General features: G+C 30.9%; 33 protein-coding genes and 1 pseudogene. 17 read left to right on the top strand and 17 right to left on the bottom strand.

Translation table 11 applies throughout. The features are described 5' to 3' along the window. Positions 1–96: 96 nt before the first annotated feature. Together RHP49_10880 and RHP49_10875 are read left to right on the top strand one after the other, a co-directional pair. A complete protein-coding gene (locus RHP49_10880; GenBank protein WNH11408.1) occupies positions 97–720 on the top strand; it encodes a WbqC family protein in 624 nt (207 codons plus the stop codon). Further along, a complete protein-coding gene (locus RHP49_10875; protein ID WNH11407.1) occupies positions 720–1028 on the top strand; it encodes a DUF6122 family protein in 309 nt (102 codons plus the stop codon). Before RHP49_10880 ends, RHP49_10875 begins: the two co-directional genes overlap by 1 nt. A gap of 52 nt (positions 1029–1080) precedes the next feature. On the opposite strand, the gene RHP49_10870 is transcribed toward RHP49_10875, so the two are convergent. The 8 genes from RHP49_10870 to RHP49_10835 form a co-directional block, all read right to left on the bottom strand. Continuing rightward, positions 1081–2106 (bottom strand): endonuclease/exonuclease/phosphatase family protein, encoded by a 1026-nt coding sequence (locus RHP49_10870; GenBank protein WNH11406.1) that lies wholly within the window; start codon positions 2104–2106, stop codon positions 1081–1083. 29 nt (positions 2107–2135) lie between these two features. After that, on the bottom strand, positions 2136–3005 hold the full coding sequence (locus RHP49_10865) for a rhomboid family intramembrane serine protease (protein ID WNH11405.1): 870 nt from the start codon (positions 3003–3005) through the stop codon (positions 2136–2138). Next, complete coding sequence (locus tag RHP49_10860; protein ID WNH11404.1) at positions 3005–3844, bottom strand: rhomboid family intramembrane serine protease; 840 nt, start codon at positions 3842–3844, stop codon at positions 3005–3007. The genes RHP49_10865 and RHP49_10860 overlap by 1 nt, the downstream gene beginning before the upstream one ends. Before the next feature lie 3 nt (positions 3845–3847). Continuing rightward, complete coding sequence (gene mutL, locus RHP49_10855; GenBank protein ID WNH11403.1) at positions 3848–5701, bottom strand: DNA mismatch repair endonuclease MutL; 1854 nt, start codon at positions 5699–5701, stop codon at positions 3848–3850. A 3-nt stretch (positions 5702–5704) separates the two neighbouring features. Continuing rightward, on the bottom strand, positions 5705–5992 hold the full coding sequence (locus RHP49_10850) for a riboflavin synthase subunit beta (GenBank protein WNH11402.1): 288 nt from the start codon (positions 5990–5992) through the stop codon (positions 5705–5707). Between the two features lie 184 nt (positions 5993–6176). Continuing rightward, positions 6177–6401: a hypothetical protein gene (locus RHP49_10845; protein WNH11401.1), complete on the bottom strand. Its 225-nt coding sequence runs from the start codon at positions 6399–6401 to the stop codon at positions 6177–6179. A gap of 117 nt (positions 6402–6518) precedes the next feature. After that, the gene (ribH, locus tag RHP49_10840) at positions 6519–7004 is read right to left on the bottom strand and encodes a 6,7-dimethyl-8-ribityllumazine synthase (GenBank protein ID WNH11400.1); all 486 of its coding nucleotides are present in this window, start codon (positions 7002–7004) and stop codon (positions 6519–6521) included. A gap of 19 nt (positions 7005–7023) precedes the next feature. Beyond that, a complete protein-coding gene (locus tag RHP49_10835) occupies positions 7024–7794 on the bottom strand; it encodes a tetratricopeptide repeat protein (protein ID WNH11399.1) in 771 nt (256 codons plus the stop codon). Positions 7795–7932: 138 nt separating this feature from the next. Here RHP49_10835 and RHP49_10830 point away from each other — a divergent pair. The 6 genes and pseudogenes from RHP49_10830 (at position 7933) to RHP49_10805 (ending at position 10987) form a co-directional block, all read left to right on the top strand. Further along, a pseudogene (locus RHP49_10830) lies at positions 7933–9011 on the top strand (DNA replication/repair protein RecF). A gap of 12 nt (positions 9012–9023) precedes the next feature. Beyond that, positions 9024–9704, top strand: coding sequence for a mutarotase (locus RHP49_10825; protein WNH11398.1), 681 nt, complete (start codon positions 9024–9026; stop codon positions 9702–9704). Positions 9705–9727: 23 nt separating this feature from the next. Beyond that, positions 9728–10024: a DUF721 domain-containing protein gene (locus tag RHP49_10820; GenBank protein ID WNH11397.1), complete on the top strand. Its 297-nt coding sequence runs from the start codon at positions 9728–9730 to the stop codon at positions 10022–10024. 97 nt (positions 10025–10121) lie between these two features. After that, a complete protein-coding gene (locus RHP49_10815) occupies positions 10122–10313 on the top strand; it encodes a cold-shock protein (GenBank protein WNH11396.1) in 192 nt (63 codons plus the stop codon). A gap of 129 nt (positions 10314–10442) precedes the next feature. Then, positions 10443–10634 carry a cold shock domain-containing protein gene (locus RHP49_10810; protein WNH11395.1) on the top strand — a complete coding sequence of 64 codons (192 nt, stop codon included), beginning with the start codon at positions 10443–10445 and terminating at the stop codon, positions 10632–10634. A gap of 161 nt (positions 10635–10795) precedes the next feature. Next, the gene (locus RHP49_10805) at positions 10796–10987 is read left to right on the top strand and encodes a cold shock domain-containing protein (GenBank protein ID WNH11394.1); all 192 of its coding nucleotides are present in this window, start codon (positions 10796–10798) and stop codon (positions 10985–10987) included. A gap of 81 nt (positions 10988–11068) precedes the next feature. On the opposite strand, the gene RHP49_10800 is transcribed toward RHP49_10805, so the two are convergent. Then, on the bottom strand, positions 11069–11488 hold the full coding sequence (locus RHP49_10800) for a nucleoside-diphosphate kinase (protein ID WNH11393.1): 420 nt from the start codon (positions 11486–11488) through the stop codon (positions 11069–11071). Positions 11489–11576: 88 nt separating this feature from the next. Between RHP49_10800 and RHP49_10795 the strand changes: the two genes are divergently transcribed. The 6 genes from RHP49_10795 to RHP49_10770 are packed head-to-tail and all read left to right on the top strand — an operon-like array spanning position 11577 to position 16118. Then, positions 11577–12596, top strand: coding sequence for a bifunctional oligoribonuclease/PAP phosphatase NrnA (locus tag RHP49_10795; protein ID WNH11392.1), 1020 nt, complete (start codon positions 11577–11579; stop codon positions 12594–12596). Next, entirely contained in the window at positions 12589–13125 is a 537-nt protein-coding gene (gene gldI / locus RHP49_10790) for a gliding motility-associated peptidyl-prolyl isomerase GldI (protein WNH11391.1), read from the top strand. The genes RHP49_10795 and gldI overlap by 8 nt, the downstream gene beginning before the upstream one ends. A 10-nt stretch (positions 13126–13135) precedes the next feature. Then, positions 13136–14263: a peptidylprolyl isomerase gene (locus RHP49_10785; GenBank protein WNH11390.1), complete on the top strand. Its 1128-nt coding sequence runs from the start codon at positions 13136–13138 to the stop codon at positions 14261–14263. 56 nt (positions 14264–14319) lie between these two features. Beyond that, the gene (gene lgt / locus RHP49_10780; GenBank protein ID WNH11389.1) at positions 14320–15246 is read left to right on the top strand and encodes a prolipoprotein diacylglyceryl transferase; all 927 of its coding nucleotides are present in this window, start codon (positions 14320–14322) and stop codon (positions 15244–15246) included. 1 nt (position 15247) lies between these two features. After that, positions 15248–15730, top strand: a complete 483-nt coding sequence (locus RHP49_10775) for a DUF192 domain-containing protein (GenBank protein ID WNH11388.1) — start codon at positions 15248–15250, stop codon at positions 15728–15730. Positions 15731–15749: 19 nt separating this feature from the next. Continuing rightward, positions 15750–16118 (top strand): DUF423 domain-containing protein, encoded by a 369-nt coding sequence (locus RHP49_10770; protein WNH11387.1) that lies wholly within the window; start codon positions 15750–15752, stop codon positions 16116–16118. Positions 16119–16158: 40 nt separating this feature from the next. Here RHP49_10770 and RHP49_10765 read toward each other — a convergent pair whose 3' ends face one another. After that, positions 16159–17154 (bottom strand): FAD:protein FMN transferase, encoded by a 996-nt coding sequence (locus tag RHP49_10765; GenBank protein ID WNH11386.1) that lies wholly within the window; start codon positions 17152–17154, stop codon positions 16159–16161. Continuing rightward, positions 17155–17532, bottom strand: coding sequence for a Na(+)-translocating NADH-quinone reductase subunit F (locus RHP49_10760; protein ID WNH11385.1), 378 nt, complete (start codon positions 17530–17532; stop codon positions 17155–17157). A gap of 358 nt (positions 17533–17890) precedes the next feature. On the opposite strand from RHP49_10760, the gene RHP49_10755 reads away from it, so the two are divergent. After that, positions 17891–18355, top strand: coding sequence for a Na(+)-translocating NADH-quinone reductase subunit F (locus RHP49_10755; GenBank protein ID WNH11384.1), 465 nt, complete (start codon positions 17891–17893; stop codon positions 18353–18355). 199 nt (positions 18356–18554) lie between these two features. Beyond that, positions 18555–19031 (top strand): c-type cytochrome, encoded by a 477-nt coding sequence (locus RHP49_10750; protein WNH14415.1) that lies wholly within the window; start codon positions 18555–18557, stop codon positions 19029–19031. Positions 19032–19091: 60 nt separating this feature from the next. On the opposite strand, the gene nqrF is transcribed toward RHP49_10750, so the two are convergent. The 6 genes from nqrF to RHP49_10720 form a co-directional block, all read right to left on the bottom strand. Beyond that, positions 19092–20399 carry an NADH:ubiquinone reductase (Na(+)-transporting) subunit F gene (nqrF, locus tag RHP49_10745; GenBank protein ID WNH14414.1) on the bottom strand — a complete coding sequence of 436 codons (1308 nt, stop codon included), beginning with the start codon at positions 20397–20399 and terminating at the stop codon, positions 19092–19094. Between the two features lies 1 nt (position 20400). Next, a complete protein-coding gene (nqrE, locus tag RHP49_10740; protein ID WNH11383.1) occupies positions 20401–21111 on the bottom strand; it encodes an NADH:ubiquinone reductase (Na(+)-transporting) subunit E in 711 nt (236 codons plus the stop codon). Between the two features lie 69 nt (positions 21112–21180). After that, entirely contained in the window at positions 21181–21834 is a 654-nt protein-coding gene (locus tag RHP49_10735; GenBank protein ID WNH11382.1) for an NADH:ubiquinone reductase (Na(+)-transporting) subunit D, read from the bottom strand. 3 nt (positions 21835–21837) lie between these two features. Next, positions 21838–22587: a Na(+)-translocating NADH-quinone reductase subunit C gene (locus tag RHP49_10730; protein ID WNH11381.1), complete on the bottom strand. Its 750-nt coding sequence runs from the start codon at positions 22585–22587 to the stop codon at positions 21838–21840. A gap of 2 nt (positions 22588–22589) precedes the next feature. Then, on the bottom strand, positions 22590–23816 hold the full coding sequence (locus tag RHP49_10725; GenBank protein WNH11380.1) for an NADH:ubiquinone reductase (Na(+)-transporting) subunit B: 1227 nt from the start codon (positions 23814–23816) through the stop codon (positions 22590–22592). Then, positions 23816–25168 (bottom strand): Na(+)-translocating NADH-quinone reductase subunit A, encoded by a 1353-nt coding sequence (locus tag RHP49_10720; GenBank protein WNH11379.1) that lies wholly within the window; start codon positions 25166–25168, stop codon positions 23816–23818. Before RHP49_10720 ends, RHP49_10725 begins: the two co-directional genes overlap by 1 nt. Before the next feature lie 167 nt (positions 25169–25335). Between RHP49_10720 and RHP49_10715 the strand changes: the two genes are divergently transcribed. Continuing rightward, complete coding sequence (locus RHP49_10715) at positions 25336–26586, top strand: DUF5103 domain-containing protein (protein ID WNH11378.1); 1251 nt, start codon at positions 25336–25338, stop codon at positions 26584–26586. Positions 26587–26591 lie beyond the last annotated feature (5 nt).

The following is a 26591-nucleotide window of genomic DNA, read 5'->3' as shown; positions in this document are numbered from 1 at the left end:
GTTAATGGTTTGTCATTCCTGCATAGGCAGGAATCCATAGTAGTAAAATTTAGTTTCAAAGATAAGATTCCTGCCTTTGCAGGAAAGACAGTGAAAATGAAAATCATTATTCATCCAACATACTTTCCAAACATTGCACATTTTGTTGCTATGGCAAAAGCCAAGGAAGTAATACTCGAGTTTGATGATAATTTTTTAAAGCAAACCTATAGAAATCGCACTTATATATATGGTGCTAATGGAAAACTAGCTTTAAATATTCCTGTAATTCATTCACAAAAAAATCGTCAAAAATATCGAGATGTAAAAATTTTTAAAGAAGAAAAATGGCAAAGTCAGCATTGGAAATCACTACTTTCAGCATACAGAACATCACCTTTTTTTGAATATTATGAAGATGAACTTCAACCTTTATTTGAATTAAAAGCAGATTATATTTTCGATTTTAATTTAAAATGTTTTGAAGTTATTTGTGATTGTTTACAATTAGAATTAAACACATCAAAAACAAAAATCTATCAAAACACTATAGATGGCTTATCAGATTTTAGATATTTAGTAAATGCAAAAAAAGAACAGCCTTATGCTTTTGATACTTACACACAAGTTTTTAATGAGAAGCATAACTTTATTCCTAATTTAAGTATTTTAGATTTACTATTTAATGAAGGTCCTAATGCATTAAACTATCTAGAATCTCAAACTATAATAGTTCAATAATGCTACAAACCATTGCGCATTACGGGTGTCATATTCTCATTCCATTACTTGTGGCTATAGTTTGTTATAAACAAACTTGGAAAACCGCCTTTTTAATTATGATTGCAGGTATATTAATAGATTTAGATCATCTAGTGGCAAATCCTATTTTCGACCCGAATAGATGTAGTATTGGTTTTCACCCACTTCACTCCTATTTTGCTATATTGTTTTATGTATTCCTTTTAGTTCCTAAAAAATCTAGATTAGTAGCGCTAGGCTTAGTTATACATATCTTTTCTGATTTTGTAGATTGCTCTTTTATGTAATACCATATTAAGTCTTTATGAATAGATTCCTGCCTTCGCAGGAATGACAAACTTATTTATCCAGACTTAAAGTTGCCATAATAGGATAATGATCTGAATAATGCGCTTCATAACTCTCAAAATGTTTAACAGCAAAAGCATCATCAGCAAAAATAAAATCAATTCTTACCGGAAAAAACTTAAACTCATAAGTACGTCCAAAACCATTACCAGCTTCTTTAAACGTATCATTTAAATCACCTTTAATTTTTCTATATACATACGAGAATGCTGTATTATTAAAATCGCCACAAATAACCATTTTATATTTACATTGCTTTTTATGCATTAAAAACAATTCTGTTTGAAATTGTTGCATTTTAAAAGTTGTTCCTATGCGCTTAAAAAGACGCTCAGAATCTTCTTTTTTTAGACTCTCAACCTTCGTATTAATATGCAACGATTCTAAATGAATATTATAAAATCGTATCGTATCGCTACCTTTTACAACATCAGCAAAAATAGCGTTATTACCAGTATTTGGAAACTCTATAGAACCCGAATTAACTATGGGAAATTGAGAAAAAATAGCTTGTCCGTATTTTGTTTTCTTACCTGATAGTTTTTCAAACTTAAACTTGAAAAATGAAAAATCTATATTTTTATGTGGATGGTATTCTTGAACACCTAAAACATCTGGAGCTTCAGTTTTTATAAAGTCTAAAATTTTAGTCTCAACTCCTTGTTCGGGAATCCAATCATACAAATTAAAAAGCCTCACATTATAATTCATGACCTTAATATCCTGAGAATTTTCAACTTTATTAGAGGATGAAAATTCATATAAGGATCCAAAAGACAAATAACCAAGTAATAGAATTACAAGAGACACCATGAATTGTTTTTTGAGTTTTACTAACCAATAGATAAAAAACAAAACATTAATTAAAACAATAAAAGAAACCCCTAAATTAAAAACTGATAATATAGAAAATGTTTTAGGAGGCAAAAAAGGTAAAGCATAAAAAAACAATAACAAAACTGCAAAAACAACATTGATTAAATAGATTATTTTATCAATAAAACGCAACTTTTTCATTTACTTCTTATTTTTTTAGAGACAACATTCTATTTCTTCCCAGCTCTAAATAAATATTCCTTCTCTTCAGCTGTTAAACCATCATAACCACTTTTACTAATCTTATCTAAGATAACATCAATTTTTTTCTGATCATTAAACTCATTAAAATCAGCTTTAGTATAACCACCAACTTTACTTTTGTTTTTGTGTACCGTTTTTAAAGGCGACTTTTTTGAAGCTTTAAATAGACTTGAAATACTACTTATAAAACGTTCAAAACCTTTACCTATATCAGTTCCTTTGATTAATTGTTTAGCATATAAATAACCAAGTAAAGCCCCACCTAAATGCGCTAAATTACCTCCAGAATTACCTAAAGGATCATTAAGTCCAGCGACAACCCCAATAGCATCAATAACCACAATAGCTAAACCTATATGCCAAAGCTTTATATTAAACGTAAAAAACCGAACCTCTTGATTAGGCATATACGCACAAAGGAATATTAATAAAGCCCTAATCGCTGCCGAAGCTCCAACTAAATGTGTATTAACCCCAAATACGCTAGGGAACAATGTATAACAAAGCATAAATAATAAACCTCCCGAGATAGCTCCTAAAAAATAAACATTTAAAGCCATCTTTGGACTAAACATGTTTAAAAACATACGTCCTATAAAATATAACCATAGCATATTAAATAAAATATGTATGAAATTATAATGTAAAAACGCATAGCTAAAAATAGCCCAAGGTTTTAAAATAAAATCGGCTAAATCACTAGGTAATTCTAACCAACCTAAATATCTTTTAAAAAGTAAACCAACTACAAAAACCACCACATTAACAGCAATAATTTTTTCTAATACATTAAGATTAGATAGTTTTTCTTTTATGTCTTGAGAGAGTGACGTCATTAGTACCAACGATTTCTATTAAACTGTGTTTTTTTCCAATACCACATAATCAAGAATCCTGTTAATGCACCACCAACATGGGCCATATATGCCGTATTACTAGGACTAAAGAATGATTGCCCTGTTAAACCTGAAACTAAATCTAAAATAATAATACCAGGAATAAAGTACTTAGCTTTTATAGGAATTGGCAAAAAGATCATCATTAATTCTGCATTAGGATTCATCATACCAAAAGCAGCCATAACACCCATAATACAGCCTGATGCTCCCACCATTGCACTATTGTTTACAATGACATTCATTTCATATAAATTATTAAATGAATTCTGATTAATCAAACTAGTATCCAGATTATTGCTAGCTAATAAAGGAAAAAGTTTTTCTTGAAATATTTCTTTACTAAAAAATCCACCTCCATTAATATTGTAATCAACTATATCAAAATTAACTATTTGCTTAACAACATCACTTGAAAAACCCAAATCTGAAATATTATTTATTAATGGATAATAATCAAAGTAGTAATAGCCTAACTGCATGGCAACCGCTCCCAATCCTGCCGAAATATAAATAAACAAAAAACGTTTAGATCCTAAAACTTGTTCAACAGGTGTACCAAACATCCAAAGGGCAAACATATTAAATAAAATATGTGTAACACCACCGTGCATAAACATATGAGTTATTATTTGCCAAGGTTTAAAGGCATCATTTTTTGGAAAATACATAGCAAACCATTCATAAAACAATTCACCATTTCCAATCATTAATGTACCAATAAACATAATCACGTTAATGATTATTAAATGTTTAACGGTTTCTGAAATCCTCATCATAATCTATATAAATTTTTTATCTAATTCATCAACACTCATTGTAATAAAGGTTACTCTATTAGTAGGTGATACATTAGGTTCTTTACAAGCAAATAGCTTATTCACTAAATGCTCTTGTTCGTCTTTTTGTAATGACTGCCCTGTTTTAATAGCTAAACTTTTAGCCATCGATTTTGCTAATAAATCGGTCGCACTAAAGTTACTATCTGGCACTTCATTTTCAACATCACTTATTAATTGTTCTAAAATTATAGAAACCTCACTTTCTGGAACACCAACTGGTACGCCTGTAATTTCTACCAACTCTTCTCTAATGTTAGAAAACATAAACCCAGTATGTTCTAAATCATCTTTTAATTGCTGAATAACAACTATTTCTTGATTTGAAAAATGAAGTTGAAGAGGAAATAACAATTGTTGACTCATCGCTTCTTTAACCGTTAAGTTTTTAAGAAAATCTTCATATAAAACACGTTGATGCGCTCGATGCTGATCGATCATCATCATCCCAGATTTAATGGTACTTACAATATATTTATTATGAAGCTGGTACGTGGTGTGAATATGTTCTACATCTTTATCATTTTTAAATACAGATACCGTTTCTGCTTCACTTTCAAAACGCACTTCGCTAAAATCTTGATTGGTTTTAGTGCCTTTAGATTCCAATCCCACATATAAACTTTCCCAACTTGAAGCGGGTTCTTTTTTATAAGCTACGGCTCTGGCTCTTGAGTCTGTTTCTTCTTTAAACGGATTAAAACTTCTATCTATTTCTATTTTAGGCGTATCTGCTTTATCTTTATTATTATAACTATATGGTGTATCTAAACTAGGATCGCGTTCAAAATCTAACACAGGTGCAATATTAAACTGCCCTAAACTATGTTTTACTGCCGAACGCAATAACGCATAAAGCGTATGCTCATCATCAAACTTAATTTCTGTTTTTGTTGGATGAATATTAATATCAATAGTTTGTGGATCTACCGTTAGATTTAAAAAATAACTTGGATGTGTGCCATTTTTTAACAAACCATCGAAAGCCGAAGAAATAGCGTGATTTAAATACGCACTTTTAATAAAACGATTGTTCACAAAAAAATACTGCTCGCCTCTAGATTTTTTAGCAAATTCTGGTTTACCAACAAACCCCGAAATTTTAAGCACCTCGGTATCCTCTTCAACAGGCACTAATTTTTCATTCGTTTTATTTCCAAAAACGTTTACAATACGCTGTCTAAAATTACTAATTGGTAAATTAAATGATTCACTTCCGTTGTTATAAAGTGCAAAACTAATATTTGGATGCGCCAATGCCACACGATGAAACTCATCAATAACATGGCGTAATTCTACGGTATTCGACTTTAAAAAATTACGTCGTGCTGGAATATTAAAAAATAAGTTTTTAACAGAAATAGAAGAGCCTTTTGGCGTTACAATGACTTCCTGCGACGTTACACTACTGCCTTCAATAACAATAACATTCCCAACATCATCACTTTCTTGTTTTGTTTTTAATTCTACATGTGCAATAGCAGCTATACTAGCTAAAGCTTCACCTCGAAAACCTTTTGTATGTAATTGAAATAAATCATCGGCAGTACGAATCTTAGAAGTTGCATGGCGTTCAAAACTCAATCGTGCATCCGTATTACTCATGCCTTTACCATCATCAATAACTTGCACAAGTGTTTTTCCCGCGTCTTTTACAATAAGTTTTATTGAAGTAGCTCCTGCATCAATAGCATTTTCAAGAAGTTCTTTTACTACTGAAGCTGGGCGTTGCACAACTTCTCCAGCGGCTATTTGATTTGCTACATGATCGGGTAAAAGCTGAATTATATCTGCCATGTATTATTTAGAAAAGAAAATAGATAAATCGAAATCGATAATAAAAAGAAACACCAAAACAAGCACAGCAATAATAATAAGTATGCGTCGGTTTGCTTCTTTATCTCGGTTATTTTTTAATTCGTTTAAAGCATTATTAATCTTAGTTTTTAACCCATTATTACTACCAACTGTTGTTCTATATTCATCAAACTTATGTTTGATTTCATAAGGGTTACCTTGCCCTTTATCATCGTAATAACGAGGTGTATAACTAAACTTTTTATTTTTACGCAATTTTAAGATTCCCATAATTTCTAAGTTTTTTAAAACCAAATAAATTTCAAAATAACCGATTAATTTCGTTTCTATTTCCTTTATACTTCAACATAAAATAAAACCGTAACTATGGTGGCTATGCTTAAATTTTCTATTTTATCTAAAGAAAATATAATTCAAATTTACTATCAATCATTTTAAAACTCATTTGATATTATTACATGTATTTTTTTTCTAGTAAATACATACAAATCAATAATAATACCAAAACGAAGATTAAAGTACCTACTGACAAAGTCCCTCTTACTTTACGCTTACTACCTTGCTTCCATTTGGATGCAAAATCTTTTTCATTAGATTTCTCTGAATTAGAATTAACGTCTTCTTCTTTTGAAAATCTAGGTCGGTAATTAAACGATTTATTTTTACGCTGCTTAAACAAAATGTATGAATGCTTATACCTCAAAAATACTTAAAAATAGGGAGAAACTAAGAATTGAAGTGCCAAAAATTGTTAACAAAACACCTTAAGCAAAATACTGTTAGAATAAAAAAAGGACTAGCTATTATTTCTCAACTCAGCCATCTTTATAGCCGCTATAGCAGCTTCGGTACCTTTATTACCGTGCTTTCCTCCAGAACGCTCAATGGCTTGTTGCATATTATTATCTGTAAGTACACAGAAAATTACGGGAGTTTCATGCAAAACATTAAGATCTTTTATACCTTGTGATACACCTTCGCAAACAAAATCGAAATGTTTGGTTTCACCTTGAATAACACTACCAATAGCTATAACCGCATTAACCATTTGCTCCTGCATTTTCTTACTACCGTAGATAAGCTCAAAACTACCAGGCACATCCCAACGTATAATATTATTTGGCAACACACCATTTTCTATTAAAGCATCATATGCACCTTGAAATAAGCCTTCTGTAATAGTCTCATTCCATTCTGAAACAACAATCCCAAACCGAAATTTACTCGCGTCTGGGATTGTTGTTTTATCGTAATCTGATAAATTTTTATTTATCGTAGCCATTTAATATTAAAATTGGTACTTATTTATTTGCTAAAACTTGGGCTTTTCCAATAAACACATCTACAGATGCTGCTTCATTAGCATTAGGAAATTCTTCTTTTATTCTTTCGAAATAAGTTAAAGCTTTATCTGCATTTCCTAAATCTAAAGCAATAACACCTGCTTTATACAAATACATTGGTGTTGTATACCCATTGTTACGCATTTTAGCAGCTTCTTCATAATACCCTAAAGCATCTTCTTTTTGGTTTAATTGCACAAAAGCATCTCCAATATTTCCTTTAGCTAAAGGTGCTAAAATTTCATCATCACTTTTAAAATCACTCAAATACTCAACAGCATTCTTATAATCTTTTAATCTTAAATAAGCAGTACCCGCATAATAGTTAGCTAAATTAGCTGATGGTGTTCCGCTATATTCTTCAATAATGTCAAGCATACCAAATTTACCCTCACCACCATTTAATGCTAAATTGTATAAAGAATCTTTTGCCACACCTGTTACAGCTTGATCAAAATATTTTTGAGCTTGAAACATATCATTCATAGCATTTACCTGTTTTGGTTTTGCTATAAATTCTTTATATGCTAAAGACCCCAAAACTACAACAGCTACAACCCCAATTATAATAAAAATATATTTCTGATTCTTAGCTACAAAATCTTCCGTTTTAGATGCTGTTTCATCTAACGTGTTAAAAACTTCTGCAGTTGTAGAACCTTCTTCTATATTATGTTCTTTTTCTTCTTTATTTTTAGGTTTATAACCTCTTTTATTATAAGTCGCCATTTATTCTTTCTAAATTAATGTGGCGCAAAAATATAATTTTTCTTCAGAACTAAAAGGGTATTTATTTGATATTTTTCAATAATTTGCACTTCTTTTTAAGAATTACAAGTTCGAGACACACAATAAGTTGCCATTTCTATGATTTTGAAATCACTTTCATTACTTAATTACAAAAATTTTGATAGTAAAACCTTTACTTTCAACGAAAAAATAAATTGTATTGTTGGTAATAATGGTATTGGAAAAACCAACGTTTTAGATGCGATTTATCATTTATCTTTTGGGAAAAGTTATTTTAATCCAGTAGCAACTCAAAATATTAAGCACGATGAAGATTTTTTTGTAATTAATGGTGATTATGAAAAAGAAAATAAATCCGAAAAAGTTATTATTAGTATAAAACGCGGACAAAAAAAGTAATTAAGCGCAATGGAAAAGCGTATGAAAAATTTAGCGAACACATTGGTTTTTTACCCCTAGTAATTATTTCGCCTGCCGATAGTGATTTAATTATAGAAGGAAGCACTACTCGCAGAAAATTTATTGATAGCGTTATTTCGCAAAGCGACAAAAACTATTTAAGTCATTTAATAAATTATAACAAAATCTTAGCACAGCGAAATGCATTACTTAAGTATTTCGCACTAAATCACACCTTCAACAAAGACACACTAGAAGTATACAACAAACAACTTACAGATTATGGAACACAAATTTTTGATAAGCGTAATGCTTTTTTAAAGGAGTTTATCCCTATCTTCAAGTCTCGTTATGAAGCTATTAGTAATGGAAATGAAGTTGTTGATTTAAAATATCATAGTGATTTATTTGACGATGATTTAAACACGCTTTTGCTAGAATTTATCAATAAAGATAAAGCCCTGCAATACACTAGTGTTGGTATACATAAAGACGATTTACATTTCAATATATCTGGACATCCTATTAAGAAGTTTGGAAGTCAAGGCCAGCAAAAATCGTTTTTAATAGCGCTAAAATTGGCACAGTTCGATTTTATAAAGGCACAAGGCGGTGTCAATCCTATTTTACTATTAGATGATATTTTTGACAAATTAGATGAAAACCGTGTTGCACAAATTATTAAATTAGTAGATGATGAAAATTTCGGACAACTATTTATAAGCGACACTCATGCCGAACGTACCGAAGCCGCCGTAAAACAAGTGCATCAATCTTATGAGATTTTTAAATTATAGGTTTTTTTTTAAATGAATCTTAAAGAACATTACAATAATCTTTACACCGAATCTATCAAAAAAATAATCCATGATAATTATCAAATTGATGATTTAATAGACGCTTCATTAGATCAAAGATTCGGAATCACACTTTTAATAAGACCTTCTATTGAAATTAAAAATGAAATACAAAAATTTCTGAATCAATTAAAATTAATAGACCCAAATCAATATTATTATAAAAATTCAGATATCCACATAACAGTTATGTCAATAATATCTTGTTATGAAGGATTCAAATTAGAAAACATCAATCCATCTGAATACATAAAGATTATTAAAGAAAGTATTATTACAAATTCTAATATTAAAATTAAATTTAAAGGTATTACTGCATCGCCTTCCTGTATTATGATACAAGGATTTATGACCAACGAATCCTTAAACATTATAAGAAATAATTTAAGAGAAAATTTTAAAAACACTACCTTAGAGCAAAGTATTGACAAGCGTTATTCTATACAAACAGCTCATAGCACGGTAGTTCGTTTCAAAAAAAAGCTAAATAAAAAATCTAACTTTCTAAAAACGATTGAAAGTTTTAAAGATTATAATTTTGGCTCATTTTCACCCAAAAACATAGAATTAGTTTATAATGATTGGTATCAGAAAGAAAAACACGTAAAGAAATTATTTAAATTTAACATTTAAAACCAAGTCTATTTAAAAACATTATGGCAAAACGCAACAACGAACATATTAGCATAAGTGATGCATTAAAAGAATTTGTAGAAACAAATAAATTAGAAAAAGGTTTAGACAAAGTAAATGTTGCTGATGCTTGGGCTAACCTTATGGGCAATGGTGTTAACAACTACACAACATCAGTAAATCTAGAACGCGACACCTTATATATACAATTAAGCTCCAGTGTTCTAAGAGAAGAATTAGGCTATGGGAAACAAAAAATAATTAACATGCTTAACGAAGAATTAGGAAAAGAAATTATTAAAAAACTGATAATCCGATAATTACTGGTTCAGATAGAAAAAAAATATTTTTAATAAAAACAAAAAGCTATTATTATTTATACTATCTTTGGGGCTTAATTATTTTAATACAAATACAATGAGTAAAGGTACCGTAAAATTCTTCAATGATTCAAAAGGATTTGGATTTATCACAGAAGATGACAACAACAAAGAACATTTCGTACACATTTCAGGACTTATCGATGAAATTCGTGAAGGTGATGCAGTTGAATTCGATCTACAAGAAGGTAGAAAAGGATTAAACGCCGTAAACGTAAAAGTAATCTAAGATATATACTTTAACAATTACAATTAAAAGTCTATCAATCAATTTGATAGACTTTTTTTTGTTTTTAGCCATTACTAACTTTTTTGGCACTATCTTCACGCAATAATTATAATTTTAATACATTAAACAATGAGTAAAGGAACAGTAAAATTCTTTAACGATTCTAAAGGATTTGGATTCATCACAGAAGAAGACAACAACAAAGAACATTTTGTACACATTTCAGGACTTATCGATGAAATTCGTGAAGGTGATGCCGTAGATTTCGATTTAGAAGAAGGCAAAAAAGGATTAAACGCCGTAAACGTAAAAGTAATCTAAACATATACTTTAACAATTACAACTTAAAAGTCTATCAAATATTTTTGATAGACTTTTTTTATTTCTTATCTTTTCAACGCAGAACTTATTGTTAAATAGATAATTATTATTTGGCATTAAGTTTGCATATCATTTAGTAATTAATTTAATATTTTAAAACAATGAGTAAAGGAACAGTAAAATTCTTCAACGATTCTAAAGGATTCGGATTTATAATAGAAGAAGGTTCACAAAAAGAACATTTTGTTCACATTTCTGGATTAATCGACGAAATTCGCGAAGGCGACGAAGTTGAATTTGATTTACAGGAAGGTAGAAAAGGTTTAAACGCAGTAAATGTAAAAGTAGTTTAATATATATTAGCTAACATTATTGAAACAAAAAATCCCGCAACGATGTTGCGGGATTTTTATATTATATTATTTCCTTAAGATCTAAAACATATCTCTTCCAGAGAAATGAAAAGCACCTTCTATAGCTGCATTTTCATCACTATCACTTCCATGTACTGCGTTTTCACTAATTGAATCGGCAAACATTTTACGAATAGTTCCTTCTGCTGCATCAGCAGGGTTTGTAGCCCCAATTAAAGTTCTAAAATCTTCAACTGCATTTTCTTTTTCTAAAATAGCCGCTACTATAGGGCCGCGAGTCATATATTCAACTAAGTCTGCAAAAAATGGACGCTCGTTATGTATTGCATAAAATGTTTGCGCATCTGCTTTAGTCATCTGTGTTAATTTCATTGCAACAATTCTAAACCCTGAAGCTGAAATCTTTTCTAATATTGCGCCAATGTGTCCTTTTTCAACAGCATCTGGCTTTAGCATTGTAAATGTTCTATTTGTTGCCATTTTTTAAAATTTAATTTTGGGCAAAAGTAACGCATTTCCAATTAAAAACAAGATAAACAAATTTTAAAAAATTGTATATTCGCCTTCTATGACAAAAGATGAAATTACAAGTATAAAACAACTGCTTTCTACAAAAAAAAAGATAGTAATTGTTCCTCATAAAAACCCAGATGGCGATGCTATAGGCTCAATTTTAGGATTATACCATTACTTATTAAAAAAGAATCACGACGTAGCAGTAATATCTCCAAATGACTATCCTAGCTTTTTAAAATGGATTCCTGGAGAAAATATTATTTTAAAACATGATTCACAAACGAAAATGTGCAATGCTTTAATAGAAGCTGCCGATATTATTTTCACTCTAGATTTTAATGCTTACCATAGAGCAGGAAACATGGAATCTGTTTTAGAAAAAAGTAGTGCTATTAAAATAATGATAGACCACCATCAAGCACCAGATGATTATGCTACTTATATATTTAGTGATGTAAGTATGAGCTCTACCTGTGAGATGATCTATCATTTTATTGATATGCTAGGCGATACAGATAGTATAAAAGCTGATATTGCGACCTGTCTATATGTTGGAATCATGACAGATACGGGTTCATTTAGATTTCGCTCCACTACAAGTAGAACGCATGAAATTATAGCACACCTTATAGATAAAGGAGCAGACAATACACAAATTCATAATAACGTATACGATACTAATACTTATGAACGCTTGCAATTACTGGGTTGCGCACTTAACAACTTAAAGGTTATTCCTGAATCTAAAACCGCCTATATTAGTTTATCTCAGGAAGAATTATTTAAATATAATTATAAGAAAGGTGATACCGAAGGCGTTGTTAATTACGCGTTATCACTAGAAAACATTGTACTTGCAGCTATTTTTATTGAAGACAAGCAAGAAGGTATTATAAAAATATCGTTGCGCTCAAAAGGCGATTTTTCAGTTAATGAATTATCTCGTGCACATTTTGAAGGGGGCGGACATACAAATGCTGCTGGAGGAAAAAGTCATTTATCACTACATGATACTATTGAAAAATTTATCAATCTATTACCTAGTTATAAAAAAGCCCTGAATAATGAATAAATTTCTAATATTAACATTAACCCTCCTTATTGCTGCTTGTAAAAGCCCCGAAGCAAGAAAACCTATTTCTTCTAAATCGGGTTCTTTTATTAATGCTTCTATAGAGCGTAACAAAAAATTGAACGCTCAGGAACAGACTGCTATTGAAAAAATTATGGCAGAGCAAAACAACAGCTATATAGCTTCTAAAAGTGGATTTTGGTATTTCTACAATAATAAAGTTGAAAATGACTCTTTAAAAACACCTGATTTTGGAGATCTGATAAACTATAATTATAATGTAAAGCGTTTAAATGGCGATATCATATATTCTAAAGAAGAGATAAAAACTCAAAATTATATTATGGATAAGCAAGAGCTTTTTACGGGGTTAAGAGAAGGTTTAAAACTTTTAAAAACAGGTGAAACAGCAACTTTTTTATTCCCTTCACAAAAAGCTTATGGTTATTATGGTGATGAAAATAAAATATCTCACAACACACCTATAATATGCGAAGTCACAGTAAATTCTATAACAACCCAAAACTAAATAAACTAAAATGCAACTATTAAAAAGTACTATTAAAATCTTATTGTTGTTAATATTCATAAATTTAACGGCATGTAAAGCGCAATATCCAGATCTTGAAGATGGTATTTATGCCGAATTTATTACAACAAAAGGAGTTATGGTTGCAAAACTAGATTACGACAAAACTCCTATTACTGTAGCCAATTTTGTATCGTTAGCTGAAGGAGAAAACACTATGGTTGACGATAAGTATAAAGGGAAAAAATTCTATAATGGCACTATTTTTCACCGTGTAATTAATGACTTTATGATTCAAGGTGGTGATCCAACAGGAACTGGAGCAGGAAGTCCAGGTTACAAATTTATGGATGAATTTAATCCTGATTTAACACATGATAAAGCTGGTATTTTATCTATGGCTAATTCTGGTCCAAAAACAAATGGAAGTCAATTTTTTATAACAGATAAACCTACCACACATTTAGACAACAGACATACTGTTTTTGGCGAACTTGTAATAGGTTTAGATGTGGAAGACAGCATCTCTAACATTAAAACAGGAGCTAATGACAAACCTCTAGTAGATGTTGTTATAAAAGAATTAAATATTATTAGAAAAGGAAAAGAGGCTAAAAAATTTGATGCTCCAGATATCTTTATCAATCATTTTGCTGAAGCTGAACAAAAAGAAAAAGAAGCCTTAGCAAAAGCTGAAGCTATTTTAAATGCAACAAAAGAAAAATTTAATAGCCAAAGAGAAGACGCTATTACATTAGCTTCTGGATTACAGTATGTCATTACAGAAAAAGGTACAGGTGAAAAATTACCACAAAACGCCAAAGTTTTAACCCACTATACGGTTTACTTTGAAGACGGAAAATTACTTGACACAAGCATCCTAGAAACTGCCGAAGCTCTTAATGCGGTAAATGAAAGAAAAAAAGCTGCTGATGCTTATAAACCTATAACTGCAGATATTAGCCCTGACGCAGGTATGATTGCTGGTTTTAAAGAAGGCTTACAACAATTAAGTGTTGGCGATAAAGCCACCCTTTTTATACCTTACCATTTAGCTTATGGTGAAGCTGGAAATAGAGGTATCCCAGGAAAAACTAATATTATTTTTGAAGTTGAAATTATAGAACTTATTAATTAAATTTTAACACTAAAGATGTTTTCAAACTTTTATATTTACGTTGAAAAACAAAAACTATGCAACTATTAAAATTTGATTGGAACCCTATAACAGGCATTGACATTATTGGAAATTTCAAACTCCACTTTTATAGCCTTATGTGGGTTACTGCATTTATTGTTGGGTGGTATATTATGAAACGTATTTTTACAAAGGAAAAAGTGTCTTTAGATTACTTAGATCCACTTTTTATATATACCGTTTTAGCAACCATGCTAGGAGCTCGTTTAGGGCATGTGCTATTTTACCAATCAGAATTAATTAGTGAAGATTTCTTTAGCATCTTTTTACCTTTTAAATTTAAAGGTGGATTTGAATTTACAGGATTCCAAGGACTCGCTAGTCATGGAGCTGCTATAGGTATTATTATCGGTATGTATTTATACCGAAGAAAATATAAATACAAATCGCTTTTATGGATTTTAGATAGAATTGTAATTTCTGTAGCTTCGGGAGCTGTTTTTATTAGAATTGGAAATTTTATTAATTCTGAAATTATTGGTAAAGTAACCAATTCTAGTTTTGGTGTTCGTTTTATTCAAGATGAGTATTATAAAAGTCAAATTACCCAACTTACAGGAATCAAGGATGCGAAAAAGGCCTATGCTGCTGTAACTAACGATCCGCAATTCGCAGAATTATTAGAAAAAGTTCCATACCGTCACCCCGCTCAATTATACGAATCGTTTTGCTATATTTTTGTGTTTTTAATTTTATGGTATTTCTATACTAAAACCAGTAAGAAAGACCAAACTGGGTTTCTTTTTGGACTATTCTTAGTACTACTTTGGACCATTCGTTTCTTTGTTGAATTTGTTAAAGAACCACAAAATCAAGAACGAGCAGATTGGCTACTAAATACTGGGCAATGGTTAAGTATTCCATTTGTGCTATTAGGTCTTTACTTTATGTTTGTTTTCAAACCTAAATCTGCAGTCAAATAAAATGTTATTAAAACGAAATGCGTTATTAATTATTAGTACTCTTTTTATCCTGTTTACATCCTGTAAAGACGATAAAAAAGTTGTAAAACAAACTGTAATTACGTTTAAGAAAGAAGGCGAACTCACCATTATAAAATCAGATTCCACAAAAGTAAATTTAGATATAGAAATTGCAGACACCGACTTTGATATTCAAACAGGTTTGATGTACAGAGATTCTATGAAAAAAAATCAAGGCATGTTATTTATTTTTAATGATTTTAAAGAGCGTTTTTTCTACATGAAGAATACACATATTCCTTTAGATTTAATATATATTGATGATGCTTATAAAATAGTAAGCTTTCAAAAAAACGCAAAACCTTTTGATGAAAGCTCACTTCCTTCGAATACGCCTGCAAAATATGTTTTAGAAATTAATGCCGGTTTGATTGATGCTTGGGCGCTTTCGGTTGGTGATATTATAAATTACACACAGAAATAGGTTACTAACTCTCTCTTTAATGACACAACAAATTATAATTGCTACAGGTGCTATTTTTGGTATGTTATCTGTAATACTTGGTGCTTTTGGGGCACATGCTTTAAAGAAAATTTTATCTTCAGATCAATTACATAGTTTTGAAGTTGGTGTGAAATACCAAATGTATCATGCTATTGCATTACTAGCTTTAGGCTTTAATAGCTCTCATATATCTTCTGCAACATACTGGTGTTTTACGCTAGGTATTTTATTATTCTCTTTTAGTATTTATGGATTAGTTATAAGTGATGCTAAAGGAAAAAAGCTTCGATTCTTAGGACCTATTACTCCAATAGGTGGTTTGCTTTTGGTTATTGGCTGGTTACAATTATTAATTAATGCTTTATAAATAACGACGAGAAGTCACAATTAAAAAACCTGTCTATGACTTACTCAGGAAAGTTATTTAAAGCTAAAGTTTCAAATTCCTTTTTATCATTTTCAAAAATCAAATAGACTTTAAGCTCTGGATGTGTTTTTAAAAATGCTTTTATTTTTTCAATACCCATAGATTTAAATGCCGTTGCATAGGCATCAGCTGTCATACAATTATTTGCAATTACAGATATACTCAATAAATTAGTTTTACTAGGGTAGCCTGTTTTAGCATCAATAATATGTGCGTAACGATTACCATTTTCATCAACTTTAAACTTTCGGTAAACCCCAGAGGTAGCCATCGCTTCATTATTTAGAATAAACACTTTATCCCAACTTTGTGTCCCATCAAAATTTGGATTTTCTACACCAACAGTCCAACCAGATTTTTTATCTACATTAATACCTTTACAATTCAGTTCCCCTCCGATATTTACTATATAATTAGCTACATTTTTTTTATCTAAAAACCTAGCAATAACATCAACTGCATATCCTTTTGCAATTGCATTAAAATCTATAAATGCATTTTGTGGTTTAACTATTTTATTATCTATAACAGACACTTTATCAAAACCAACAGAGTGCATCAATTCTTTAATCTTCAAACTATCCAAGTTTTTTATTTTGCCTTCTGGTCCAAAATCCCATGCATTTACTAAGGCACCTATTGTAGGATCGAAAGCACCATTTGTTTCATGAAATATTTTTTTAGAAGTCTGAAATACCTTTTTAAAATGGGCATCAACTTCAACTATCTCATTTCTATTAATTTTTGAAATATCTGAATTCACTTGATAAGTTGACATCGATTTATTTATCACATAAAATAAGCTATCAAATTGCTTATTGTAATCAATCTTAGAATCGTAAGTCACCTGATAGAATGTTCCAAAAACTTCTCCTTCTATTAAAGTGTTCTTTAAGTTTTGATTGTCTACTTTTTTTGATTCTTCTTTACAGCCAATACAAACAAGACAGAAAAGAATTAATATGAGTCTATTCATTTAATTAAGATTCGTTTCTAAAACTTGAATACCGTTATACTCTAACAAATATTCTTCATTCAAATAAATAGGCGATTTTTTCTTACTGGTATTACCTAAACCAACTCCAGCATATAATACTTTAGCATCATTTTCTCTGGCATGCTTTTTAAAAGATTCCATCCAAATAACATCAAAATTATTTGGATTATCTGGTAATATCACTGCTCTTACAATAACAAAATAATACTGCTTGTTTTTATCCATACAAACAAATTGAGGATGTTTTTTAAGCTTGCTATTAACAGCTATAAATTCAAAACCACGTTGTTCTAAATCTTTTCCAACATGATTCATTGCTAGGTTGTGAAGTTCTTGTTCTGTAAGCGGTTTACTCATATTGCAAAATTACTACTTATATCTATTTCATTAAAATTTTGTTTAACTTTAAAATCATTAATAAATAATTTCTATCAATAAACTCATCATTTATTAGACCTATTATAAATGATAATACATTATTCTAATTCTAAAATAATTGGTCTTGGTTTGATATCTATAGTATTTATCAATATTCAATTTTTATCTTTCGGAAAATTTCTAAAAAAGCAAATACCTTTATTCTTACTGCATTTACGAGCATGTTGATAAGTTCTGTAGGCTTACTTATTGGGCTATTCCAATTTATTCTGCCAGTAATATTCTATGCAAGAATTGATTATGATTATTTTTTTTAATAAATTAGAAATAAAAAATCATGAAAACGTCAACTCGTTTAGAACAAGCCATAAAAAAACTATATGTTGCCTTTCATAATAATACATTGCATCCAGAATGTTGTAAACAATGTGCGGTAGGCAATATCTTAAATAACACCGATAGTTGGAAACATTTATCAGACTATCATGGGGCTTTAGAATTAAATTATATTGGTAAAGTAAACGAATCTTTTGGTAGAAAATTTAACGGCTATTCCCCTTCTGAATTATTAAAAATAGAAGCTACATTTTTAAAAGCTTGTGGTTACCAACTTCCACTACACTACAAAAATAGTAAACCCAAACACCCAACAAACAAAGATGTTTTATTTAATGGGCTTACAAAAGTTGTTACCTTTTTATGTGAATTAGATGGCGTTTCTAATGTTATGGACTATACAAAACTTTTTGAATTTATAAATGAAAAACCTCGTTTTCAATTAGATGACGTGATAACATTTTGATTATCCTTTTAAAGGATAATTAAAAATTCATTACATTTATTACGTCTCATTTCTATGCAAAAGTGTCATTTAAAACCAATCAAGCATATGAAAACAAACATTTTAATTTCTGGAACTATTATCTGCGTAATATTAAGCGCATGTAACTCTAAAGAGAAGGAAAAAAAAATCTCTTGAACAATATGAACCTGTTGAAACGATTGTAGTCGATCCTGCAGAACGAGGTGCATATTTGGTAAACACTAATGGATGTCATGATTGTCATTCACCTAAAAAATTTACTGACAAAGGCATGGAATTAGATCCCGATAGATTATTATCTGGTCATCCCGCTGATGAAAAACTACCACCTTACGATGAAAAAACAGCACAATCGTATATACTATTTTCAATGGGTTTTACGGCTACAACAGGCCCATGGGGCACATCCTTTGCCGCAAATTTAACACCCGACGATACAGGCTTAGGCACATGGAGCGAAGCACAGTTCTTAACGGCTATAAAAAAAGGTTTATATAAAGGTCTTGAAGGAAGCAGACCTTTATTACCTCCAATGCCTTGGCAACATTATGCAAATTTTACTGATGATGACTTAAAAGCTATTTTTGCTTATCTAAAAACTTTTAAGCCTGTAGAGAATCTAGTTCCTGCTCCTATTCCACCTCAAATTCAGTAATATTTAAGCATAAAAAAGCCAACAATATTGTTGGCTTTTTTTATACTTTATTTGAAGTTATTATCCTCCAAAGTCATCAAATCTAATATGCTCATCTGGGATACCAAAATCTTCTCCCATTTTTTGAACTGCTTTGTTCATTAATGGTGGTCCACAGAAATACAATTCAATGTCTTCTGGCGATTCATGTAAACTTAAATAATTATCAATTACACAGTTATGAATGAAGCCTACGAAACCATCTCCTGGTGCATCAATATTTTCTTTTACTTTCCAGTTATCTTCAGGTAATGGCTCAGATAAAGCTAAGTAAAACTTGAAGTTAGGAAACTCATTTTCTAATTGGTAGAAATGATCTAAATAGAATAACTCACGCTTAGAACGTCCACCATACCAGTATGTAACTTTACGACCTGTTTTTAGAGTTTTGAATAAATGATATAAATGAGAACGCATTGGTGCCATACCTGCTCCACCACCTACATAAAGCATTTCGCTATCTGATTCGTTAATGAAGAACTCACCATAAGGACCAGAAATAACTACTTTATCTCCTGGTTTTTGGTTAAAGATATAAGATGATGCAATCCCTGGATTAACATCCATCCAGCCACCTTTGGCTCTATCAAAAGGAGGACAAGCCACACGTACGTTTAACATAATTTCTCGTCCCTCAGCAGGAAAAGAAGCCATAGAATATGCACGTTCAATTGTTTCAGTATTTTTCATGACTAAAGGCCATAATTTAAACTTATCCCATTCAGCTTGAAACTTATCTGGTGTTTCGTGCTCTTCTGGATGCGCCGTGATATCCATATCTGAATACTTCACTTCACATGGAGGAATTTCAATTTGAATATACCCTCCAGCTTTATAACCCATATCTTCAGGGATTTCTACAACAAACTCCTTAATAAAAGAAGCTACGTTATAATTTCTAACAACTGTTGCTTCCCATTTTTTAATTCCGAAAACTTCTTCCGGAATAGTAATATTCATGTCTTGTTTTACTTTTACCTGACAAGCTAAACGTGCACCATATTGTAATTCTTTTCTTGAAAAGTGAGGTGTCTCAGTTGGTAAAGCTTCTCCTCCACCTTCTAAAACATGACATTCACATTGAATACATGTTCCACCACCACCACAAGCTGATGGTAAAAATATTTTTTGAGCACCTAAAGTCGATAATAAACTACCTCCAGAAGCAACTTCTAATTCACGTTCACCATTAATCGTAATTTTTACTGGACCTGATGGTGATAATTTTTGCTTTACAAATAATAGTAATACTACCAATAATAACGTAATAATTAAAAACGCGACTACGGTTACCGTTATTGTTCCTAATGTACCTGCGGCTAAAATCATATTATTCATTTACTTTTATGTTGTTAGCTAACACTTCTTTTTCTTCTTTAGAATCAACTTTAACAGTCTTTTCTTCTTTAGGAGCTTCTTCATCACCTCCTGTTAACATACCTCCAAAACTCATGAAACCAATCGCCATTAAACCTGTAATGATGAAAGTAATTCCTAAGCCTCTTAATGCAGGCGGTACATTAGAATATCTGATTTTTTCGCGAATAGCTGCAATTGCAAGAATTGCTAAAAACCATCCAATACCTGAACCAATACCGTAAACAGTTGCTAATCCTAAAGTAGGTATTTCACGAGATTGCATGAATAATGACCCACCTAATATGGCACAGTTTACAGCGATAAGCGGCAAGAAAATACCAAGTGAATTATATAATGAAGGTGAAAATTTCTCAACTACAATTTCTACTAATTGTACCATGGTTGCAATGGTAGCAATAAACATGATAAATGATAAGAAACTTAAATCGTAATCTGCATATTCTTCTCCTAACCAAGACAATGCTCCTGGCTGTAAAAGATATTGATCTAACAACCAGTTTAAAGGCACTGTAATTGCCAATACAAATATAACTGCTGCTCCAAGACCAACTGCTGTATTTACTTTTTTAGATACAGCAAGGTATGAACACATCCCTAAGAATGTTGCAAACACCATGTTATCTATAAATATTGATTTTAAAAATAATTCTAAATGTTCCATTTTTTATAAGTCTTAAGTTTGCAGTTTTAGCATAGGCTACTTACCGAATACTGTTTTACTGCATACTATTTAATTATCTTCTACTAATGCTTTATTTTTACTACGTTGAACCCAGATAATAATACCCACTACAATCAATGCCATTGGTGATAATAACATGAACCCGTTGTTTTCGTAACCATATTTATACAAACCTGTTAGCTCTCCTGGAATTGGATTTCCCAAAACTGGATATCCTAGCAACGTACCAGAACCTAACAATTCTCTAAAGAAACCAACAATGATTAAAATTAAACCATAACCAGCTGCATTTCCTAAGCCGTCAAGAAAAGACCTCCAAGGTTTGTTTGCTAATGCAAAGGCCTCAAAACGTCCCATAATAATACAGTTGGTAATAATAAGCCCAACAAATACAGATAACGTTTTACTTAACTCGTAAGCAAAAGCTTTTAAAACCTGATCTACAATAATTACCAAGGCAGCCACAACGACTAACTGAACGATGATTCTAATTTTAGAAGGAATAATATTTCGCATTAAAGAAATAACTACATTTCCAATAGCTAATACTGCCATTACTGAAATAGCCATTACTATAGAAGCTTTTAATTCTGCTGTAATTGCTAAAGCAGAACATATACCTAATACCTGAATAGTAATTGGGTTATTATCGGCTAATGGGTCAGTGATTAACTTGGCGTCTTTTTTTGATAAAAGTCCCATAAATTAATTATTTTTTAAATTATCGAAATAAGATTTATAAAGTTTTAAATCGCTTTTAATCATTGCTGTAACACCATTACCTGTAATAGTAGCTCCTGCAATAGCATCAACTTCATTATCTGTTTTATTTTCATTCTTAGGATCTGCATTTCCTTTAGCAACATCTATACCTTTAAAGTTACCAGAGGCATCTAATAAATGCTCACCAATAAAATCATCCATAAAGAAACGTTGCTTAATATTTGCTCCTAAACCAGGTGTTTCTCCTTGATGATCAAAATAAGCACCTTGTACTACCATGTTTTTATCCAAGGCAACATAAGCCCAAATAGCATCCCAAAGTCCTTTTCCTCTTATTGGTGCGATATAAAATGTTTGTCCGTCTTTTTCTCCTATAAACAAAGGAAGCTTTCTAACATTACCAGCTTTTGCGCTAGCCTGTTCCTTTTTAACATCAATTAAATAAGCTTGATCATTTTCAGTAGCTTTACCATCTTGTATAACGTATTGCTTCTTTATATATTTTGAAAACAATTCGGGTGCTTCTTCTGTAGAAACAAAGACAGCGCTACCCTCATCATTATTATTTACACCCATGGCATATAATATATTTTGCTGCTTTTCTAAACGCTTATTTTCATTTATAGTAGGCTTTAAAGATGATGCTGCAAATGCTAATAATGATCCAACAATCAATACCATTGCAATAGCAAAAAATATGGTATATGAATTTTTATCTATTCTATTTTCCATCGTTAGACTGTTTTTGCTTTTAAACGTTTCTTTCTTTGTTTCACATTTCCTTGAACCACATAGTGGTCGATAGTTGGTGCAAATACATTCATTAAGAGAATAGCTAACATAACACCTTCTGGATATGCAGGATTAAAGACTCTAATTAAAATCGATAAAAATCCTATTAAAAATCCGTAAATCCATTTTCCTTTATTGGTTTGTGATGCCGTAACAGGGTCGGTTGCCATAAATACGGTACCAAAAGCAAAACCACCAATAAGTAAGTGATGCCAAAATGTAGTACTCATTAAACCGTAAAACTTACTACCTTCTGAAATTATACCAGCATCAACAATTTGATTAAATATTATCCCCATTACTAAGGCTCCAAGAGCAGAAGACAACATGATTCTCCAACTTCCAATTTTAGTGAAGATTAAAAACAATCCTCCCAATACTATTAAAAGTGCAGATGTTTCTCCAACAGAACCAGGTATAAAACCTAAAAACATATCTGATACAGAATACGCAATCTCTTTTCCTTGTGCCAGTGTACCTAAAATGGTTTCACCAGAAATAGCATCTAAATTTGCACCTGCAGCAATTTCGTTAGTTCTTTCAACAGCACCTTCAACCCAAACTTTATCACCAGACATCCACGTTGGATATGCAAAGAATAAAAAGGCTCTAATAGTAAGTGCAGGATTTAAAATATTCATTCCTGTACCTCCAAAAACTTCTTTACCTATAACAACTCCAAACACTACTGCAACAGCAAGCATCCATAATGGAATATCAACAGGTACAATTAAAGGCACTAACATTCCTGTTACTAAATACCCTTCCTCTACTTCGTGTTGTTTTATAATTGCGAATATAAATTCAATTCCTAAACCTACTCCATAAGACACAATAACTAATGGTAATATTTTCCAGAAACCAATTAAGAAGTTATCCATAATCCAAAATTCTGAACTAAAGAAACCTGATGTTACTGCTTGAATATCTCCAATCTGAACATTATGCTGATACCCCGCATTAAACATTCCGAAAATTAAACAAGGTACCATTGCCATAATAACGGTATTCATGGTACGCTTTAAATCATCGGCTGCTTTTATATGAGTTCCATTATGTGTGGTCTCGTTTGGTAAGTATAAAAACGTGTGGATTGCAGAAAATGCTGGCAACCACTTTTTGCTTTTATTCTTTTCCTTAAAACTATGTAATTTTTCTTTTAAACCCATTATCCTATCTCTTTAAGCATTAAGTCTAAACCTTCTCTAATTATTTTTTGATGTGGTTGTTTAGATACACAAACAAATTCTGTTAATGCAAAATCTTCAGGTGCTACTTCGTACATACCTAAAGCTTCCATTTCATCTAAATCTTTATACATACAAGCTTTTAAAATTTGCATTGGATAAATATCTAAAGGAAAAACGGCTTCATAGGTACCTGTAGTAACAAAAGCACGATGCTCACCATTTGTATTGGTATTTAAATCGTATTTCTTTTTAGGAGTTAACCACGAAAAGGTTAACGCTCTAGAGGTAGAAACTTTATTAAAAACAGGTTTAGTCCAACCAAAAAACTCATAATCATCACCTTCTGGAATGATAGAAATTACATTACTATAATAATCTAAAACACCATCTGGTCTTACTTGTTTTCCTGATAATACATTCCCAGAAATAATGCGATCGTTAGCATCTTTAGCAATACCTTTATCATAAACAATTGTCGCTATTTCGCTACCTATTTTAGTAATAAAATATCTTGGTTTTTCAACTGAAGAGCCAACTAAAGCCATTATACGTTCTGCATTAAACTTTCCAGTTAGTAATAACTCACCAATAATAACTAGGTCTTGAGCATTCACAGTCCAAACAACTTCACCTTTATTTATAGGGTCAATTTTATTAATTAGGGTACCAACATTACCTGAAGGATGTGGTCCTGAGACTTTATGAATAGTTGCTCCTGATAAACCAGCAAGTGGAGAATTAGAACTACCAACCGAAATATGCACTTTACCTTCAGTAAGTTTACTTAAAGCTGTAACTGCTGCTTGCAATTCTGCTTCTTTTCCTTTTAAGGTAAAATCTAAATCGGCAGCCAAAGGTGCGCTAGCATAACCAGAAATAAATATCGCTTTTGGCGATTTATCTGGATTTGCAATTACATCATATGGACGTTGTTTAACAAATGGCCAACAGCCCGAAGCTAACAAATGAGCTTTAATAGCTTCTGGTTTTGCTGTTTCTAAATTAAAAGCACCATAATCTACATAAGATTGTGTTTTATCTGCTTCAATTTTAATAGCATCAATGCGTCTTTTTGGTCCACGTTGTACTTCTATTACTTTCCCCGAAACTGGTGAAGAAAACTTAACTGCTTCATGAGATTTATCGAAAAACAAAGTGCCTCCAGCTTCTACTGAAGTACCCTCTTTTGCAACAAGTTTTGGAATAACGCCGTGAAAATCTTCTGGTCTTATAATGCAGTAGTTACTAACAATCGCTTTTTCTACGATTTTTTCAGCTTCGCCTATAAGATTAATGTCCAGACCTTTTTTAATACGAATGTCGTTTGACATATTTATTTTATTGAAATTAGTTGTCTAAAAATCGGGGCAAAAATACGAATTTCTTCAGTAAAAAAAGAAAATGTTTTTTGTTGTTTATTATTTGTACCCATTCTAAATAATCAAATAATATTAAGGCATAAAATTTGCATATATTTACATCATATTATCATAATTAAATGAAACAAAACATCAAATATACTATCTTTCTATTCCTTTTTTCGCTTTTAGGATTTTCCCAAATTCAAGAATTAAATCCACCAGACTATATAAAAACGATAACCTTTAAAGGCAACACACCTGAAACTCAATTACCTATTCTAAAATTAGGGGAGTATGTCATTCTTGAATTTGATGCTTTAAATGGTGATGAAGCAGATTTCTACTATAAAATTGATCATTTTAATTATGATTGGACACCTTCGGCTTTAATGAAATCTGAATTTTTAGATGGTTTTGACAACCAGCGGATTAGAAATTACGAAAATTCATACAACACCTATCAAATATATTCTCATTACAAATTAACCATTCCAAATGCACAAACTAAAAGACTAAAAGTATCTGGAAATTATATGCTTTCCATTTATAATAATGATGATGCATTGGTCTTTTCAAGAAAATTCATGATTTATGAAGACAAAGTTAATGTTGGTGTTAATATAAAACGCACTAGAAATATTGAATTTATTGAAGAAAAACAACGTGTTGATATTATTGTATCATCCGAGAGCATGCAATTTAACAATCCCAAACAAACAGTAAAAGCTTTAATTGTTCAAAACAATAATTTAAATACTGCTATTTCAAACCTAAAACCACTTTATACTATTGGCAATAAACTTATTTATAAGTACGATAATGAAACTAGTTTTTGGGGAGGTAACGAATATTTATATTTTGAAAACAAAGATGTACGTGCTGCCAATACAGGTATTCAGTTTATAGATTTAAAAGATTTATATCATAATTATTTATTTACCAATGTTGAAAGAATAAATAAACCTTACACATACAACCCAGACATTAATGGTAATTATGTTATAACTAATGTTGATGCAGATAACCCAAATATAGAATCCGATTATGTTTGGATGCATTTTTCATTATTAGGTAGCGATTATTTAAAAGACAAAACCGTTCATATTTATGGAAATTTCAATAATTACGCTATTGATGAGAGCACAAAGATGACCTACAACGCAGCAGAAAATATTTTTACAAATACCCTACTATTAAAACAAGGATTTTATAATTATAAGTATATTGTAGTAAATAATGATTATACTTTTGATGAAGGTGCCATTAGCGGCAACTATTACCAAACCGAAAATAATTACAAAGTCATTATTTATTACAGAGATTTAGGCGCACGTTACGATAAAATTATAGGAATAGGAGAAGGTAACTCTGTTAATATCTCAAATTAAGCTAT

The sequence above is a fragment of the Flavobacteriaceae bacterium HL-DH10 genome (assembly GCA_031826515.1).
GTDB lineage: Bacteria > Bacteroidota > Bacteroidia > Flavobacteriales > Flavobacteriaceae > Thalassobellus > Thalassobellus suaedae.
The sequence above is the reverse complement of the archived record's forward strand: the minus strand, read 5'-3'. Positions and strand labels throughout refer to the sequence as shown.

Bases quoted from the DNA above. Each gene is read 5' to 3' on its own strand.
- RHP49_10820 (WNH11397.1), top strand. From the start codon at position 9,728: ATGGCAAAACGCAACAACGAACATATTAGCATAAGTGATGCATTAAAA.
- RHP49_10860 (WNH11404.1), bottom strand. From the start codon at position 3,844: ATGATGAGGATTTCAGAAACCGTTAAACATTTAATAATCATTAACGTG.
- nqrE (WNH11383.1), bottom strand. From the start codon at position 21,111: ATGGAACATTTAGAATTATTTTTAAAATCAATATTTATAGATAACATG.
- ribH (WNH11400.1), bottom strand. From the start codon at position 7,004: ATGGCTACGATAAATAAAAATTTATCAGATTACGATAAAACAACAATC.
- RHP49_10875 (WNH11407.1), top strand. From the start codon at position 720: ATGCTACAAACCATTGCGCATTACGGGTGTCATATTCTCATTCCATTA.
- RHP49_10770 (WNH11387.1), top strand. From the start codon at position 15,750: ATGACACAACAAATTATAATTGCTACAGGTGCTATTTTTGGTATGTTA.
- RHP49_10865 (WNH11405.1), bottom strand. From the start codon at position 3,005: ATGACGTCACTCTCTCAAGACATAAAAGAAAAACTATCTAATCTTAAT.
- RHP49_10715 (WNH11378.1), top strand. From the start codon at position 25,336: ATGAAACAAAACATCAAATATACTATCTTTCTATTCCTTTTTTCGCTT.
- gldI (WNH11391.1), top strand. From the start codon at position 12,589: ATGAATAAATTTCTAATATTAACATTAACCCTCCTTATTGCTGCTTGT.
- RHP49_10735 (WNH11382.1), bottom strand. From the start codon at position 21,834: ATGGGACTTTTATCAAAAAAAGACGCCAAGTTAATCACTGACCCATTA.
- RHP49_10835 (WNH11399.1), bottom strand. From the start codon at position 7,794: ATGGCGACTTATAATAAAAGAGGTTATAAACCTAAAAATAAAGAAGAA.
- RHP49_10815 (WNH11396.1), top strand. From the start codon at position 10,122: ATGAGTAAAGGTACCGTAAAATTCTTCAATGATTCAAAAGGATTTGGA.
- RHP49_10720 (WNH11379.1), bottom strand. From the start codon at position 25,168: ATGTCAAACGACATTCGTATTAAAAAAGGTCTGGACATTAATCTTATA.
- RHP49_10805 (WNH11394.1), top strand. From the start codon at position 10,796: ATGAGTAAAGGAACAGTAAAATTCTTCAACGATTCTAAAGGATTCGGA.
- RHP49_10800 (WNH11393.1), bottom strand. From the start codon at position 11,488: ATGGCAACAAATAGAACATTTACAATGCTAAAGCCAGATGCTGTTGAA.
- RHP49_10760 (WNH11385.1), bottom strand. From the start codon at position 17,532: ATGAGTAAACCGCTTACAGAACAAGAACTTCACAACCTAGCAATGAAT.
- RHP49_10795 (WNH11392.1), top strand. From the start codon at position 11,577: ATGACAAAAGATGAAATTACAAGTATAAAACAACTGCTTTCTACAAAA.
- RHP49_10880 (WNH11408.1), top strand. From the start codon at position 97: ATGAAAATCATTATTCATCCAACATACTTTCCAAACATTGCACATTTT.
- mutL (WNH11403.1), bottom strand. From the start codon at position 5,701: ATGGCAGATATAATTCAGCTTTTACCCGATCATGTAGCAAATCAAATA.
- RHP49_10730 (WNH11381.1), bottom strand. From the start codon at position 22,587: ATGGAAAATAGAATAGATAAAAATTCATATACCATATTTTTTGCTATT.
- nqrF (WNH14414.1), bottom strand. From the start codon at position 20,399: ATGATTTTAGCCGCAGGTACATTAGGAACAATAACGGTAACCGTAGTC.
- RHP49_10725 (WNH11380.1), bottom strand. From the start codon at position 23,816: ATGGGTTTAAAAGAAAAATTACATAGTTTTAAGGAAAAGAATAAAAGC.
- RHP49_10775 (WNH11388.1), top strand. From the start codon at position 15,248: ATGTTATTAAAACGAAATGCGTTATTAATTATTAGTACTCTTTTTATC.
- lgt (WNH11389.1), top strand. From the start codon at position 14,320: ATGCAACTATTAAAATTTGATTGGAACCCTATAACAGGCATTGACATT.
- RHP49_10810 (WNH11395.1), top strand. From the start codon at position 10,443: ATGAGTAAAGGAACAGTAAAATTCTTTAACGATTCTAAAGGATTTGGA.
- RHP49_10870 (WNH11406.1), bottom strand. From the start codon at position 2,106: ATGAAAAAGTTGCGTTTTATTGATAAAATAATCTATTTAATCAATGTT.
- RHP49_10850 (WNH11402.1), bottom strand. From the start codon at position 5,992: ATGGGAATCTTAAAATTGCGTAAAAATAAAAAGTTTAGTTATACACCT.
- RHP49_10765 (WNH11386.1), bottom strand. From the start codon at position 17,154: ATGAATAGACTCATATTAATTCTTTTCTGTCTTGTTTGTATTGGCTGT.
- RHP49_10755 (WNH11384.1), top strand. From the start codon at position 17,891: ATGAAAACGTCAACTCGTTTAGAACAAGCCATAAAAAAACTATATGTT.
- RHP49_10825 (WNH11398.1), top strand. From the start codon at position 9,024: ATGAATCTTAAAGAACATTACAATAATCTTTACACCGAATCTATCAAA.
- RHP49_10785 (WNH11390.1), top strand. From the start codon at position 13,136: ATGCAACTATTAAAAAGTACTATTAAAATCTTATTGTTGTTAATATTC.